The organism is Streptomyces sp. NPDC005195 (assembly GCF_040608315.1).
Classification (GTDB): domain Bacteria; phylum Actinomycetota; class Actinomycetes; order Streptomycetales; family Streptomycetaceae; genus Streptomyces; species Streptomyces kaempferi.
In genome coordinates this window covers 192,285-207,368 of record NZ_JBEXHZ010000009.1, presented here as the reverse complement: position 1 = coordinate 207,368, position 15,084 = coordinate 192,285, and the positions used below count along the sequence as shown (strand labels likewise).

Below are 15,084 nucleotides of genomic sequence, written 5' to 3'. Positions count from 1 at the left end.
GCGCCTACCCTCGTAGGGCGACCCGAGCACCCCTAGGACCTCTTCCGTGGCTGGACGATTCACCCCCCGGCCGACGCGTACGACCGTACGCGGCGGACACGTCGACGTGCCCGCGGGCGACGGCGGCATACCGCGGCAGTCGGCCGGGTCCGGACTCGGACGGACCTGGACACCGCCCGGTCCGCTCGATCTCGGTCTGGTGCTCGGACCGCTGCGCCGGGGGCCGGGCGACCCGACCTTCCGCGCGACACCGGACGGGTCCGTGTGGCGGGCCAGCAGAACGCCCGCGGGGGCCGGGACACTGCGGGTCGCGGTGCGGGCCGGGGTCGTGCGGGCCGAGGCGTGGGGGCCGGGGGCCCGGTGGCTGCTCGAACAGCTGCCCGACATGCTTGGCGCGTCGGACGATCCCGCCGCCTTCGAGCCGCGGCACCGGCTGGTCGCGTCGGTGCGGCACCGTCGGCCGGGGTTGCGGCTGACCCGTACCGGACTGGTACTGGAGTCGCTCATTCCGTCCGTTCTTGAGCAGAAGGTCACGACGGACGAGGCCTATCGGGCGTGGCGGTTGCTCGTACGGAAGTTCGGGGAGCCGGCGCCGGGGCCCGCGCCGGAGCGGATGTACGTCATGCCGGCGCCCCGGGCCTGGGCCCTGATCCCCTCCTGGGAGTGGCATCGGGCCGGAGTCGACGACAAGCGGGCTTCGACGATCCTGCGGGCCGTGCGGGTGGCGGCACGCCTGGAGGAAGCGATGGGCATGGAGGCCGCGGGGGCGCAGGCGCGGCTGGAGCTGGTGTCCGGGATCGGGCCGTGGACCTCGGCGGAGACCGTGCAGCGCAGCCATGGGGCGGCGGACGCGGTGACGGTCGGGGATCTTCATCTGCCGGGGATCGTGGGGTACGCGTTGGCGGGAGACCGGGATGCGGACGATGCCGTGATGCTGGCGCTGTTGGAGCCGTATGCGGGGCAGCGGCATCGGGCGGCCCGGTTGATTCTGTTGTCGGGGCGGGGGCCTGCGCGGAGGGTTCCGCGGATGCCGCGGGGGGACATCGGGCGGTTGTGATCCTGGGTGCGTGGGGTGGCGGGGCCGGATGTTCTTCGCCCCCGCCGCCCCTACCCGACCCATCCCGTACCTGGGGACTCCGCCCCCCAGACCCCCGCCAAGGGGCTGCGCCCCCTGGACCCCCGCCTTCGCCCGAAGGGCTCGTCCTCAAACGCCGGACGGGCTGAGTACGCGGGCCCGCGCTGGAAGGGTCCGGACCGGCTGAAGGTGCCGGTCCGTGCCGTGTCCGGTGGTTACTGGTCCGAGGAGAAGCGGAGCGCTCCCGCTGGGATGTGGGCATCGCACCAGATGCGTACGCCCTCGCGGAGTTCGTTGTCCGGGCCGATCACCGCGCCGTCGCCGACGACCGTGCCGGACAGGACGGTGCGTTCGCCGATGCGGGCGTGGGCTCCGACCAGGGAGTCGGTGATGACGGCGCCGGGTTCGACCACGGCGCCGGACAGGATGGTGCTGCCCGTGACGCGCGCGCCCTCCCCGACGTGCGCGCCCTCCCCGACGACCGTGCCGCCGGTCAGCTTGGCGTCCGGGGCGACCCGGGCCGTGGGCAGGACCAGACGGTCGCCGCAGCGGCCGGGGACGGCCGGCGAGGGGGCACGGCCGAGGACCAGGTCCGCGGAGCCCCGTACGAAGGCCTGGGGGGTGCCCAGGTCCAGCCAGTAGGTCGAGTCCACCATGCCCTGCAGGTGGGCCCCGGTGGCCAGCAGCTCCGGGAAGGTCTCCCGTTCCACCGAGACCGGGCGGCCGGCGGGGATCGAGTCGATGACGGAGCGGCGGAAGACGTACGCCCCCGCGTTGATCTGGTCGGTGACGATCTCCGCGGGCGTCTGGGGCTTCTCCAGGAAGGCCGTCACCCGTCCCGAGGGGTCCGTCGGGACCAGACCGTACGCCCGGGGGTCCTCGACCCGGGTCAGGTGCAAGGACACGTCCGCGCGCGACGACTCGTGCGTCGCGACCAGCGCCTGGATGTCCAGCCCCGTCAGGATGTCACCGTTGAAGATCAGGACCGGCTCGTCCGGGCCCGAGTGGAGGCGCGCGGCCACGTTGCGGATCGCGCCGCCCGTGCCGAGGGGCTCCTCCTCGGTGACGTACTCGATGTGGAGACCCAGCGCCGAGCCGTCACCGAAGTACGGTTCGAAGACCTCGGCCAGGTAGGAGGTCGCGAGGACGATGTGCTCGACGCCCGCCGCCCTCGCCCGCGCCAGCTGGTGCGTGAGGAAGGGCACCCCGGCCGCCGGAACCATCGGCTTGGGGGTGTTCACCGTGAGCGGGCGCAGCCGGGTGCCTCTGCCACCGACCAGGAGGATCGCTTCTGTCACCTGTCGTCTCTGCTTCCTGCCGGGACCGGCCGAAGGGTGTTCCGGCCGGTCAGTGTATGCAGTCCGTTCGATGGCGCCTTCGACAGCGGTGGGTGTCCTCGATGGCCGGGGTCGACGACCGGGCCGGCCGGCCGGGTCCGTCGGACGTGGGGCTCCGCGATGGCCTCCAGCCCTCTCAGCGGCCCTGGTACCGAGCCGCGGTCGTCCGGGCCGAGCCGAGTTTGCCGTACAGGAGCCGTCCTGGGCACTCCGTGGCGAACCCGTCCCGATGGCCGGAGATCACGTTGAGTCGTACGTTCTTGCCTTTTCGGTAGAGATTGCCACCGCCGGACTTCAGGTATGTCTTGCCGCGCGGATTGACTCCGTAGAGACCGAGCTTCCATGCCGTGAGCCGCGCGACGGCCCCCAGCGCGGCAGCGGCCGGCCTCGTGTCGGCGAACGTGCCGAGGACGGCGATCCCCATGGTGTCGCTGTTGAAACCGAGGGTGTGGGCACCCATGACGGGCTTGGCCACGCCCCCGGCCCGGCCTTCGTAGATGGTTCCGCACTTGTCGACGAGGAAGTTGTAGCCGATGTCACGCCAGCCGCTGCTCTTGACGTGGTAGCGGTAGATACTGCGGATGACCGAAGAGGCTTGCGAGCAACGGTAGTTGTTGCCGGATGCCGTGTGGTGCACGAAGGCGGCCTTCACCATTTTGGTGTACACGAGACCGCGCTCGCGCAGGCCCTCGTCCGCGCCCCAGCCGCGCCGGGTGACGATGCTCGGGCGCGCGCCGATGTACGGCTTCGCGCGCGGTTCGCCCGGGTGGGCGGCGAGGTACTCGCGCTCGGTGCGGGCCTTGGAGAGTGCCGGGATCACCGTGGCGCCGAGCGGCGCGAGTGCGGCGTTCGCGGCGGTCGCCTCGCGGGCGGCGGACGTGGTGGCCGCGACGGCGTCCACGGTGGTCGCGGAGTCCGTCCCGGCGTTCGACCCGGTGGAGCGGCCGCCCGCGGTCGACCTCTCCCGCGACGAGGGCTCCTCGTCGGGGTCGACGAGTTCGAGGTGCATGCCCCTGGGGAGCGGCGACTCTCCGGGTGAGGTCGAGCGTTCGTCCACCTCCGCCTGGACGCGCACCTCGACGCCGTCGGAGTCCCCGACCCACAACGGCGCCGTGGAGCCGCGCACCCGGCCCGAGCCGCTCTCGGCGCTGTCGGGGTCGGCGCCGTGTTCGCGGTTGTGCGTCTCGATGTCCTGCCAGCCGGTCCAGTGGCGGGTGCCGAAGGCGCGGGTACGGACCTGGACGCGGCCGCGCAGTTCGGTGTCGGGATCGTCCCAGATGACGCCGACGAGCGAGAACGACCGTACGGCCCGTCGCGCGACCCCTTGTTCGGGCGCGGCCGGTCCGAGGGCGCGGCCGTCGCCGAGCGGGACGAGCGGGAGGGATTGGGTGCTGCCCGGGACGGCGGGCTCGGCCGTCGCCGCCCGGGGTCCGGCCTGTGCCGGGGCGGACAGGGCCAGCGGAAGGGCGAGAGCGGCCGCGCAGGTGACGCCGACCGAGGAAGCAAGGAATCCACGCATGCCCCTGATCGTGGACATAAGCATACATATCTGTCCATTGGGGATGTGACGGGCCGTCTGTTGCGCTCGGCCGAACCGGTGGCACGGCCCGCCCGTCCCGGACGCGGGGTCCGCGTACGCTTCTGCGCGTGAACGCCATCGATCGCACCCCTGCCGACCTGCTGCGATCCGCGCTCGCCGCGGACCCCGCACGCCCGCTGGTGACCTTCTACGACGACGCCACGGGTGAACGTGTCGAATTGTCCGTGGCCACCTTCGCCAATTGGGTGGCCAAGACCGCCAACCTGCTCCAGGGCGAACTGTCCGCCGAGCCCGGCGACCGGCTGGCGCTGCTGCTGCCCGCGCACTGGCAGACGGCGGTGTGGCTGCTCGCGTGTTCGTCGGTGGGCGTGGTCGCGGACGTGGGCGGCGACCCCGCCGCGGCCGACCTCGTGGTCAGCGGGCCGGACACGCTGGAGGCGGCGCGCGCCTGCTCCGGGGAGCGGATCGCGCTCGCGCTGCGGCCGCTCGGCGGGCGCTTCCCGCAGCCGCCGGCGGGCTTCGCCGACTACGCGGTGGAGGTGCCGGGCCAGGGGGACCGGTTCGTGCCGTACGCGGCGGTGGACCCGGAGGAGCCAGCGCTGATCGTCGCCGGGGCGGAGTACACGGGGGCCGAGGTCGTGGAGCGGGCCCGGTCCGGCGCGCCCTCGCTCGGGCTGACGGGGCCGGGTTCGCGGATCCTGTCGGGGCTCGCGTACGACACCTGGGAGGGGCTGAGCGCGGGGCTGTACTCGCCGCTGTCGACCGGTGCGTCCGTGGTGCTGTGCCGGCACCTCGAGCTGCTGGGCGAGGAAGGGCTGGCGAAGCGGGTGGAGAGCGAGCGGGTGACGGTGGTCCGTTAGCGGGGTCTGGGCGGCGGCTTGGCCCGGGGGCCGGGGACGCCGGGGACGCCGGGGACGCCGGGGGCAGGGTCTGCTGTTCGGTGCCGGTCGGGTGTGGCCGGGCTGGTTGCGCGGTTCCCCGCGCCCCTGGGAAGGCGCGTCCAGCACCCTCCGGCGTGGGCGCCGGGGCCCGCGCCCTGGGGCAGGCCGGATGCCGGGGTCGGGGTGTCGCTCGTTCGGGCTATCAGCGGAGCGTCTTCGGGGGGTGGGCGGGCCATGGTCGTAGGAACACCGCGGCACGACGCGCCCGTACGCCAGGAGGGGGTTCCCCGACGTGACCGACAGCGCAGGGCCGGGAGCGGGGGCGTCGGCCACCGGAACCGGGCTCGCCCGGCGGCGTCGGCGGTTGTGGCTGCGCAACACGTCCCTGGGGCTCGGCGTCTTCGTGCTGGCCGCGAGCGGGACCGGCTGGGCCGTGTACGAGAAGCTGAACGGGAACATCACGGCGGACGACGACGCGGCCGCCGAGCTCGCCCGGTACGAGAAGGAGCGGCCCACCGCGCTCGTGCGGGGCGCGCAGAACATCCTGCTGATCGGATCGGACTCGCGCTCGGGGAAGGGGAACCGGAAGTACGGCCGCGACTCCGGGACCGAGCGCTCCGACACGACGATCCTGCTCCACCTGGCCGCGAACCGGCACAGCGCGACCGCCGTCTCGCTGCCCCGCGACCTGATGGTGCACCTGCCGGACTGCCGCCGCCCCGACGGCACCCGCAGCGGGCCGGTGTTCGCGGCGTTCAACTCCGCCTTCGAGGTGGGCGGTTCGGCCTGCACGATCCGGACCGTCGAGAAGCTCACGAACATCCGCGTCGACCATCACATGGTCGTCGACTTCCACGGCTTCAAGGACATGGTCGACGCGGTGGACGGTGTCCAGGTCTGCCTGAAGCAGCCCATCGACGACAAGGACGCCAAGCTGCGGCTGCCCGCGGGCGAGGTGACGCTCAACGGCGAACAGGCCCTCGGCTACGTGCGCGCCCGCAAGAGCATCGGCAACGGCAGCGACACCGACCGGATGGACCGGCAACAGCGGTTCCTGGGCGCGCTCGTCAACAAGGTGCGCAGCAACGACGTCCTGCTGAATCCGGCGAAGCTCTATCCCGTTCTCGACGCGGCCACCTCCTCGCTCACCACGGACCCCGCTCTGGCGAGCCTGCGCGGGCTGTACCAGTTGGTACGCGGCATGCGCGACATTCCTGTGGAACAGGTGCAATTCCTGACGGTGCCCCGGGCGTCGTACGCCTACAACGCCAATCGCGACCAACTCGTCGAGCCCGAGGCGGCCCAGCTCTTCGCGCGGCTGCGTTCGGACACACCGGTGGCGGTCACCAAGAGCCTTTCGAAGGGTTCTCCCGCGGACGTTCCGGAGGATCCCGGAGTGAAGAGCGGAAATACGGCAAAAGGCCGTCCGAAGTCCGCGCGGAACTCGTTCGAGGGGCGCGGTGAAGGCGCGTACGAGTTCGCATTCGACTACGTAGAGCAGTTGACCGGCGACGTGAAGTGGCCGGTCGAACAGGCCCTCTCCCCCGCCGGCACCCCTCCCCCCGCGCCGACTTTCCGGGGGAACACGGCGGCCGAGGACGCCTGCGGGTAAAGCGTGCGCCAAGGACGGGAACTGCTGAGCTAAGAAGTCCCCGAGAAATAGGGCGGATTGCCCAGTTGTAGCAAGTGGAATTCGTCACCGTCGTCGCTCGACACTGACCTGGGCAGATAGTGTGAGCGATCCGGTGCACCCGGCCACGAGGTCTGTCCTGGCGGTCGCGCACTGTTGGACCGAGAGACCCGAGCGCCTTGAGGGGGAAGGGCGCCGCGTGGCCCCGACGGAGGATTCAGACAACCGTGGACGCGCAAGGCCGTGGGCGGGCGGACAATATCGATCCCGCAGACCAGTGGGTGCTCAACCCGAACACCGGCGAATACGAACTGCGACTGAGCGCTTCCGCACCGCAGTCGGGAGTCCCGAGACCGCGTCGCGGCACCCCCGCGCCGACGGGGGCGGGAGCGAGGCCGGGACAACGCGCGCGTACGGCGCCGGAGCGGGACACTCCCGCGCCACCCGGCACCGATGTGCCCGGGCCGCGCCGACGCCGCGGCGCCCCGCCCGAGCCGCCGCCGGGCCGCCGCCGGACGCGGACCAAGCCCAAGAAGTCGAAGGCGAAGAAGGTCCTGTTGTGGACCGGCGGATCGATGGCCTTCGTGCTGGTCGCCGTGTCGGCCGCGGGGTACCTGTACCTCAAGCACCTCGAGGGCAACGTCAGTACGACGGACGTCGGCACCGCGGGCAAGAAGGGCTTCAGCAAGGACGAGGCCTTCAACATCCTGATCATCGGTACGGACAAGCGCACCGGTAAGGGCAACGAGGGCTACGGCGACGCGAACAGCGTCGGGCACGCCGACACCAACATCCTGCTGCATGTCTCCAAGGACCGTACGAACGCGACCGCGTTGAGCATCCCGCGTGACCTGATCGCGAACGTCCCGGACTGCCCGACCAAACAGCCCGACGGCAGTACCAAGGTGATCCCGGGCACGGACAACGTCCGCTTCAACATCAGCCTGGGGCAGGACGGCCGCGACCCGGGCTGCACCATGCGTACGGTGACGGAGCTCACCGGCATCTCGGTGGACCACTTCATGATGGCGGACTTCAACGCGGTGAAGACGCTGACGACGGCCGTGCAGGGCGTCGACGTCTGCCTCGCGCATCCCGTCAACGACAAGGACTCGCACCTCAAACTGCCCGCGGGCAAGAGCAAGGTCGAGGGTGAGCAGGCGCTGGCGTTCGTCCGCACCCGCCACAGCTGGGGCAACGAGGGCGACCTGGACCGGATCAAGGTGCAGCAGCAGTTCCTGGCCTCCCTCATGCGCAAGATGAGCTCCAGCGACACCCTCACCAGTCCCACCAAGCTGATCAGCCTGGCCGAGGCGGCCACCAGGGCGCTCACGGTGGACACGGGCATAGGAAACGTCAGCACGCTCAAGGACGTGGCCCTGGAGCTGAAGAAGGTGCCGCCGAAGAACATCAGCTTCATGACGGTGCCGGTGCTCGACAACCCGGCCGACGGCAAGGTCCACAAGACGGTCATCGTCAATCCGGCCGCGGCCCCCGACGTCTTCGACGCGATCAAGAACGACGTCTCCTTCACCGAGGTGAAGAAGAAGGAGAAGGCGGCGAAGGACGCCCAGGCCGCCCGTCTCCAGGGCACCAAGTCCGCGGCCTCCGAGGTCCGGGTGCGGATCCTCAACGGTGGGGCCGCCGGCGGCTCCGCTCAGCTGACCCTCGCCTGGCTGCAGAACTCCGAGGGCGTGCAGAAGTCCGAGAACGCGGGCAACGCGCCCGCGGTACTGAGCAAGACCACGCTGGAGTACGCGCCCGACCAGGCGGCTCAGGCACGCAAGCTGGCCGCGATCATGGGGCTGTCGGGATCCGCGCTGAAGCCCGGCAAGAGCGTGATCAACGCCCAGGGGCTGCCCGCGATGACGCTGACGCTGGGCAAGGACTTCAAGGGCGCCGGAGAGCCGCTCACCGCCGCGGCGAAGGCGCCTGACGTCGACAAGTCCACGGCAGACAAGGTGAAGTGTGCCTCGTAGATGACCTGACGGGTCCGTCGTACGTCCATCCGGGCGCAGGGCGGACCCGCGTGGAGCTCGAGGCGGGGAGGGCTCGCCGGCGCGCACGCGTGCCGGCGAGCCCTCCGTCTCACGTGGCGGCGGACTCCCGTACGGCGGGACGCCGTGAGGCGATCACCCTTCTGGCCAGCGCTCGCGGGCTGGTCAGGAAGCCGAAGCCCCAGGACATGTGCATGGTGGCGAGGGCCACGGGGATCTGCAGGCGGGCCTTCGCCCGCAGCCCCTTGCCCGCGGGCAGCGAACCCGCGGCTATCGCCGCGAGGTAGCCGCCGGGGATCAGGAAGCCCCAGGGCGTCAGGGCCGCGCCCACCACGACGCCCGCCGCGATCGCGCACACCGCGGTCGGCGGGGCGAGGTACCGCAGGTTGATGGAGCCCTCGTGGTAGCGGGCGACGACATGGCGCCAGCGCCCGTAGTCCTTGTACTGCTTGGCGAGGGCCCTGACGGAAGGCCTCGGCCGGTACGACACCCTCAGCTCGGGCGAGAACCAGATGAGGCCGCCCGCCTCCCGGATCCGGAAGTTCAGCTCCCAGTCCTGGGCGCGGATGAACTCCTCGTTGTAGCCGCCCTGCCGCTCCAGCGCCTCGCGCCGGAAGACGCCGAGGTACACGGTGTCGGCCGGTCCGGCCTCCCCGCCCGTGTGGAAGGCCGCGTTGCCCACGCCGATCTTCGAGGTCATCGCGGCGGCGACGGCGTGCTCCCAGTCGTTCTCGCCCTCGGCGTGCATGATGCCGCCGACGTTCTGCGCGCCGGTCTCCTCCAGGAGACGGACGGCGGTGGCGATGTAGTTCGGCGAGAGCATGCCGTGCCCGTCGACGCGGACGACGACGGGGTGCCGGGACGCCTTGATCGCCGCGTTGAGCGCGGCGGGGGTGCGGCCGGTCGGGTTCGGCACGGTGTGCACGCGCGGGTCCTCGGCCACGAGCCGGGCGGCGATCTCGTCCGTACGGTCCGTGGACGGACCGATGGCGATCACCACCTCCATCTCACCGTCGTACTCCTGCGCCAGGATCGCTTGGACGGCTCCGCGAAGGTGCCTCTCCTCGTTGAGGACCGGCATGATCACGGATACGGCGGGGGGCTGCACGCCAGACTTCTCGCTCATCGGACGTCACGTTACCGCGAATGGGGGACACGGGCGCGCGCCGCCCTGCCTACGGGCCGGGCAGGAGATCGTATCTGCCTACCGTGCTCACGCATCCCCACGCCCAGCCTCGCGGAGGTGTCCCCCTTGCCCACGTCGCCCCGCTCCGCCGCCCCGCCCCATGCTCCCGACCCCGCCCGTCCGCGGCGGCCTCCTCTCCAGGGCCGCCCGCAGCCGTCCCGTACCCGGCGGCCTCCGGCGCGGCCCCCCGTACGGAGGAAGAAGCCGCGCTGGGCCATGCGGGTCATCACCACGCTGTCGGTGGTGGTCCTCGCCTCGGCGGGCATCGGGCACGCGGTGGTCACCAGCCTCGACGAGGACATCGCCCGGGTCGACCCCTTCAAGGACATGAAGAACCGTCCCGCGGCGGGCCACGGCATGAACGTCCTGCTGGTCGGCACCGACGGCCGCGACGGGATCACGGAGAGGGAGCGGCGCAAGTACCGCCTGGGCGGCGCGCCCTGCCACTGCACCGACACGATCATGATCGTGCACATCGCGGCGGACAAGGAACGCGCCAGCGTCGTCAGCCTGCCCCGCGACTCGTACGCCGAGACGCCCGCGCACATCGACCAGACCACCGGCGCGCAGCACACCCCGCACCCGATCAAACTCAACGCGGCGTACGCGGAGGGCGGTCCGCAGCTGACCGTGCGCACCGTCGAGAACATGACCCACCTGAAGATCGACCACTACCTGGAGGTCGACTTCACCAGCTTCATGAAGACCGTGGACGTGCTCGGGGGCGTCGACATCTGCACCACGCGGCCCCTGAAGGACTCCTACACGGGACTCGACCTGACGGCCGGCCCGCACAAGCTGAACGGCGGGCAGGCGCTGCAGTACGTGCGTTCCCGGCATGTCGACGGTGCCTCCGACCTCGGCAGGATGCAGCGCCAGCAGCGGTTCCTGGCGGCGCTGATCGGCCGGGCCACCTCCTCCGGGGTGCTGCTGAACCCGCTGAGGTTCCGTGACGTCACCCGGGCCGTGCTCGGCTCGGTCCGCGCGGACAAGGGCTTCGGCACCGACGAGCTGCTGGACCTCGGCCGGGCGATGCGTAACTTCTCCCCTTCCTCCTCCGAGTTCACGACCGTGCCGATCGGGCAGATGGGTTTCGCCGTCAAGGGCATCGGCTCGACGCTGAAGTGGGACGAACCGAAGGCCTCCCGTCTCTTCCGGTCGCTGCGCGACGACAAGCCGCTCGCCCCGCCGCACCAGGCGCCGGTGCGCAGCGCGGTCGCGCACGTCGAGGTGGCCCCGCAGCAGATCCACGTCCAGGTGGAGAACGCGACCTCCACCGAGGGCCTCGGCAGGCGGGTGGACGGCGCGCTCGCCGCCACCGGGTTCCGTACGACCGGACAGCCCGCCACCGCGCAGGAGTCGGGCCTGAAGCACACCGTCATCACGTACGACCCGCGCTGGGACCGTTCCGCGCGCTCCCTGGCGGCGGCGCTGCCCGGCAGCGAGCTGCGCGCGGTCGACCGGCAGGGGCCGGTGCTGAAGGTGCTCGCGGGAGCGGACTTCAAGGAGGTCAGACGGGTACGGGTGGACGCTCCGGCCCCGGGGGAGTCGTCCCCCGTGGTGACCGGCGACGAGGTGCTGTGCCGCTAGGTGTTCTGGGTGTTCTGGGTGTTCTGTCCACGGAGGCTGGTGGCGGGGCCGGTACGTGAGTACGTGAGAGGGCCCCGCCGATGCGCTCGGCGGGGCCCTGTCAGGTGTGCGGGGCGTCGGGTCCTCAGTTGCCCGAGACCGTGACCTTGTCGTCGTTCCTCAGCTCGTCGACCAGCGCCTTGACCTTGGTCTTGTCCCAGACGAGGTTGCCGCCCGTGGATCCGGAGATCGGCATGTTCATGGACTTGCCGTCACCGCCGGTGACACCCTTCATCGCCCAGAACATGTCCGCGAGGTCCCACAGGCTCATGTCCTTGTCGACGGTCAGCGAGTCCAGGCCCGCGCCCATAGTCGGGTAGAGCGCGAAAGGGTTCAGGACCGTGGACGGGGTCGCGACCTGGTGGGCCAGGGCGGCCAGGAACTTCTGCTGGTTCTTGGTGCGCTCCAGGTCCGAGGCGGCGAAGGCGTGCCGGGTGCGGACGAAGGCGAGGGCCTGCTCGCCGTTCAGCGTCTGCTTGCCCGCCTTGAAGTCGGCGCCGGAGTACTTGTCCTTGAAGCCCTTGTCGAGGGTCATGTCGACGCCGCCGACCGCGTCCACGATCTTCGCGAAGCCGCCGAAGCCGATCTCCACGTAGTGGTCGATGCGCAGACCGGTGTTGAACTCGACGGTCCGCACGAGGAGTTCGGGGCCGTCCTCCGCGTACGCCGCGTTCAGCTTCACGTGCCGGCCGGTGCCCTGGTACGTCTTGCCCGAGTCGGAGCCCTTGTAGCTCGGTATCTCGACGTTCGAGTCGCGGGGCAGCGAGACCAGCGTGGAGCCGTTGTCGCCGGTGTGCAGGATCATCATGGAGTCCGTGCGCTTGCCCTCGGCGGACCCGGTGTGCAGCTTCTTCTTGTCCTCGGCGGACATTCCGGCGCGGCTGTCGGAGCCGACGATCAGGTAGTTCGTGCCCTTGCCCGCCTCGGGACGGTCGATGACCTTCGACAGATCCACGTCACGGTGGAGCTTGGAGTCCGCCCAGAAGTACGTGCCGACGGAGACCACGACGAAGAGCGTGACCAGCGTGATCGCGGTCCACTTGATCCGGCGCCGCCAGTTCGGCGCGGGGCGCGGATCCCGGGTGCCGGTGCCGCCGGGACCCTGCGGGCCTCCGGGGCCGTTCGGCGATCCGTAGACATGACCGGTGTTGTAGCCGGAGTCGTATCCGTTGTCGTAGCCGTCGCCGTACCCCTGGCCGTCGCCGTACGTCGGCTGCTGGGGCACTCCGCCGTAGGGCGGGGCGCCGGGGCCCGGTCCGGGCGACGCCGGACCACGCCGAACCTGCCGCATGACGCGGGCGCTCTCGGGCTGTGCGCCCGCGCTGCCGCGACCGTAACGGTTGCCGCCGTTGTTGCGGCTGTCGTCCCACCCGTCGGGCCAATCGTTCATGCGGACCAGTGTGCAGGGCCGCACCAGGTGCCTAACAAGAGAGGGGGGAGATCTGGGTCACGCCTGTTGCAGAGCTGATGCAAAGCGGACCGTGTCCGCACCCCACATAGGGTGGAGGGCATGACAGACCAGGCGCCCACCACGGAATCCGACATTCCGGGTAAGCCGACCTCCGCGTCCCGGACCACCCTCAGCCACATCATGACCCACAACGACACCAACCTTCTGGGCACGGTGCACGGTGGAGTGATCATGAAACTCGTGGACGACGCGGCGGGCGCGGTGGCCGGGCGGCACTCCGGCGGGCCCGCGGTCACCGCCTCCATGGACGAGATGGCCTTCCTGGAGCCCGTGCGCGTGGGCGACCTCGTCCATGTGAAGGCCCAGGTCAACTGGACGGGCCGGACGTCGATGGAGGTCGGCGTCCGCGTGCTCACCGAGCGGTGGAACGAGTCCACGCCGCTCCAGCAGGTCGGCTCGGCCTATCTCGTCTTCACCGCGGTCGACGCCGACGGCAAGCCGCGCCGCGTCCCGCCCGTCCTCCCGGAGACCGAGCGGGACGAGCGCCGCTACCAGGAGGCCCAGATCCGCCGCACCCACCGGCTGGCCCGCCGCCGGGCGATCATGGAACTGCGCGAGAAGCGCGTGGCGGACGGGCTGGACGCGTAGGGCCTCGGGCGGCGTGGGGAGGGTGGGTTCCGGGGTTTACGGGTCCCGAACACCCGCGGAGCCCTGGGTGATCGGGGCGGCCGAGCCCGGGGTTACAAAAACACCGGAGCCCGGTGTTCGGGACGCCGGAGTCCGGCATTGCGAAGAACACAGAACACCGGAGCCCTGGGTCACGAAGAACACGCGGGCCCGAGGTTTCGAAGAACCAGGGCGTCTGGGTCGGGGCGTACGGGATCGCTGGAGTTCCGAGTGCGTACGGCCCGGGGTGTGGGTTCTTCGGGTGCGGGTGGGGTGTGGTTGCGCGCGCAGTTCCCCGCGCCCCTGACGGGGTGCCGCTCGGCCCGGTACGCCGTGGGCCTGCGCGACCGGGAGGGGCGATGGCCCGCGGGGCCCCAGGCCACTGGGCCGCATGGGTCACCAGGTCGCCGCGCCGCACACCACAGGCCCGGAGACTCGCGGGGCTGGGAAGGTGCCCGGCCGGGAGGGGGCCCGAGACCTCCGGAGCGGCGTCGGGGTGTCGTCGGTGGCCCTGGTCGCGGGGTTCGCGGGGCCGGATGTCAGGGTGACGGTATGACCCTCTCTCCCGCCTCCCGCCCCACCCCGGGCGGTCGCCCCTTCGACGCGGTGCTGTGCGACGTCGACAACGTGATCCGCGTCTACGACCCGTCCCGCCTGAACGCGCTGGAGCGCGACGCCGGACTGGCCGAGGGCACCACCATGAAGCTGGCCTTCGCACCGGACACGGTGCTGCCGCTGGTGGTCGGGCGGATCACGCCGGACGAGTGGGCACGCTCTGCCGTACGGGGTCTGGCCGGGCTGGTGTCCGAGGCGACGGCCCGGGAGCTGGGCGGGGCGCTCGTCCGGACGCCGTTCCGGGCGGACGCGGCGGTGGTGTCGCTGCTGCGCGGGGCCCGCGCCCAGGTGCCCCTGGTCCTCGTCACCAACACCTCGGTGCAGCTGGAGGAGGACCTGGAGGTCCTGGGTCTGACGGATCTCGCCGACCACGTGGTCAGCAGCGCGCGGGTGGGCATCGCCAAGCCCGACCGGCGCATCTACGACATCGCCGTCGAGCGGGCCGGAGTTCCGGCCGAGCGCTGCCTGTTCGTGGACGACACCCTGGAGAACGTGGAGGCGGCGTCCGCGCTCGGGATGCGGGCCGTCCACTACCGCGGTCCCGAGGACCTTCGCCGCGCACTGGCCACCCTGTGACGCCCGGCCGGCACGGGCTCCGGCCCTTCAGCCCACGGCGGCCGGCCGGGCGCACGGCCGCTGTGCCTCCGGCGCACGTCGCGCGGCGAGTCCGGGAACGCCCACGCCCCTGTTCGGGCTCGGGTGGCGTCACCTGGCCGGGGCCCCAAACCCGCCTGGCCGAAGCCCCGTTGACCAGCGCAGCCGGTGCCCGGCGTTCCGTGGGACCTCGGCCGCCGACGGACACCCGCGAGTAAAGCACGCGCCAAGGAACGGTCGTTATTCCCTGGAATCGGGCCAATTGACCGGTTGTACGGGAGTGGCCTTACTCACCGCCGTCGCTCGGCGTTCGACCTGGCCGATAGTGTGAGCGATCCGGCGCGCTGGACCACGAGTCGCCGCCCGAGCGCATGACCTACCGAGGGGCTTTGGGGGCCGGTACACCGCGTGGCCCCGACGGAGGACAAGACGGCCGTGGACACACAGGGCCGTGGATGGGCGGGCAGCATCGACGCGTCGCAGCAGGGGGTGCCGGACACCGGAGACGCCCCGGCGCGCGTCC

11 protein-coding genes are annotated in these 15,084 nt (G+C 71.5%); 7 read left to right on the top strand and 4 right to left on the bottom strand.

What is annotated here, in order from left to right; genetic code table 11:
* The first annotated feature begins 46 nt into the window (after positions 1 to 46).
* Positions 47 to 1,057 (top strand): DNA-3-methyladenine glycosylase 2 family protein, encoded by a 1,011-nt coding sequence (locus ABZV34_RS13665; protein ID WP_356274659.1) that lies wholly within the window; start codon positions 47 to 49, stop codon positions 1,055 to 1,057.
* A 233-nt stretch (positions 1,058 to 1,290) separates the two neighbouring features.
* On the opposite strand, the gene ABZV34_RS13660 is transcribed toward ABZV34_RS13665, so the two are convergent.
* Both ABZV34_RS13660 and ABZV34_RS13655 read right to left on the bottom strand, forming a co-directional pair.
* On the bottom strand, positions 1,291 to 2,373 hold the full coding sequence (locus ABZV34_RS13660) for an NDP-sugar synthase (protein WP_356274656.1): 1,083 nt from the start codon (positions 2,371 to 2,373) through the stop codon (positions 1,291 to 1,293).
* Positions 2,374 to 2,548: 175 nt separating this feature from the next.
* Positions 2,549 to 3,931: a peptidoglycan recognition protein gene (locus ABZV34_RS13655; protein WP_356274654.1), complete on the bottom strand. Its 1,383-nt coding sequence runs from the start codon at positions 3,929 to 3,931 to the stop codon at positions 2,549 to 2,551.
* A 128-nt stretch (positions 3,932 to 4,059) separates the two neighbouring features.
* Between ABZV34_RS13655 and ABZV34_RS13650 the strand changes: the two genes are divergently transcribed.
* The 3 genes from ABZV34_RS13650 (at position 4,060) to ABZV34_RS13640 (ending at position 8,442) form a co-directional block, all read left to right on the top strand.
* On the top strand, positions 4,060 to 4,812 hold the full coding sequence (locus ABZV34_RS13650) for a TIGR03089 family protein (RefSeq protein ID WP_356274651.1): 753 nt from the start codon (positions 4,060 to 4,062) through the stop codon (positions 4,810 to 4,812).
* Positions 4,813 to 5,125: 313 nt separating this feature from the next.
* A complete protein-coding gene (locus tag ABZV34_RS13645) occupies positions 5,126 to 6,445 on the top strand; it encodes an LCP family protein (RefSeq protein WP_356274648.1) in 1,320 nt (439 codons plus the stop codon).
* Between the two features lie 245 nt (positions 6,446 to 6,690).
* Positions 6,691 to 8,442, top strand: coding sequence for an LCP family protein (locus ABZV34_RS13640; protein WP_356274645.1), 1,752 nt, complete (start codon positions 6,691 to 6,693; stop codon positions 8,440 to 8,442).
* Between the two features lie 109 nt (positions 8,443 to 8,551).
* Here ABZV34_RS13640 and ABZV34_RS13635 read toward each other — a convergent pair whose 3' ends face one another.
* The gene (locus ABZV34_RS13635; RefSeq protein ID WP_356274642.1) at positions 8,552 to 9,586 is read right to left on the bottom strand and encodes a glycosyltransferase family 2 protein; all 1,035 of its coding nucleotides are present in this window, start codon (positions 9,584 to 9,586) and stop codon (positions 8,552 to 8,554) included.
* A gap of 72 nt (positions 9,587 to 9,658) precedes the next feature.
* Between ABZV34_RS13635 and ABZV34_RS13630 the strand changes: the two genes are divergently transcribed.
* Positions 9,659 to 11,236 (top strand): LCP family protein, encoded by a 1,578-nt coding sequence (locus ABZV34_RS13630; RefSeq protein ID WP_356274741.1) that lies wholly within the window; start codon positions 9,659 to 9,661, stop codon positions 11,234 to 11,236.
* A 124-nt stretch (positions 11,237 to 11,360) separates the two neighbouring features.
* Here the strand turns inward: ABZV34_RS13630 and ABZV34_RS13625 are convergent, their stop codons facing one another.
* Positions 11,361 to 12,665, bottom strand: a complete 1,305-nt coding sequence (locus tag ABZV34_RS13625) for an LCP family protein (protein WP_356274640.1) — start codon at positions 12,663 to 12,665, stop codon at positions 11,361 to 11,363.
* Positions 12,666 to 12,785: 120 nt separating this feature from the next.
* Here ABZV34_RS13625 and ABZV34_RS13620 point away from each other — a divergent pair, with 120 nt between their 5' ends.
* Positions 12,786 to 13,334: an acyl-CoA thioesterase gene (locus tag ABZV34_RS13620; protein WP_356274637.1), complete on the top strand. Its 549-nt coding sequence runs from the start codon at positions 12,786 to 12,788 to the stop codon at positions 13,332 to 13,334.
* A 570-nt stretch (positions 13,335 to 13,904) separates the two neighbouring features.
* The gene (locus ABZV34_RS13615; protein ID WP_356274634.1) at positions 13,905 to 14,543 is read left to right on the top strand and encodes an HAD family phosphatase; all 639 of its coding nucleotides are present in this window, start codon (positions 13,905 to 13,907) and stop codon (positions 14,541 to 14,543) included.
* Positions 14,544 to 15,084 lie beyond the last annotated feature (541 nt).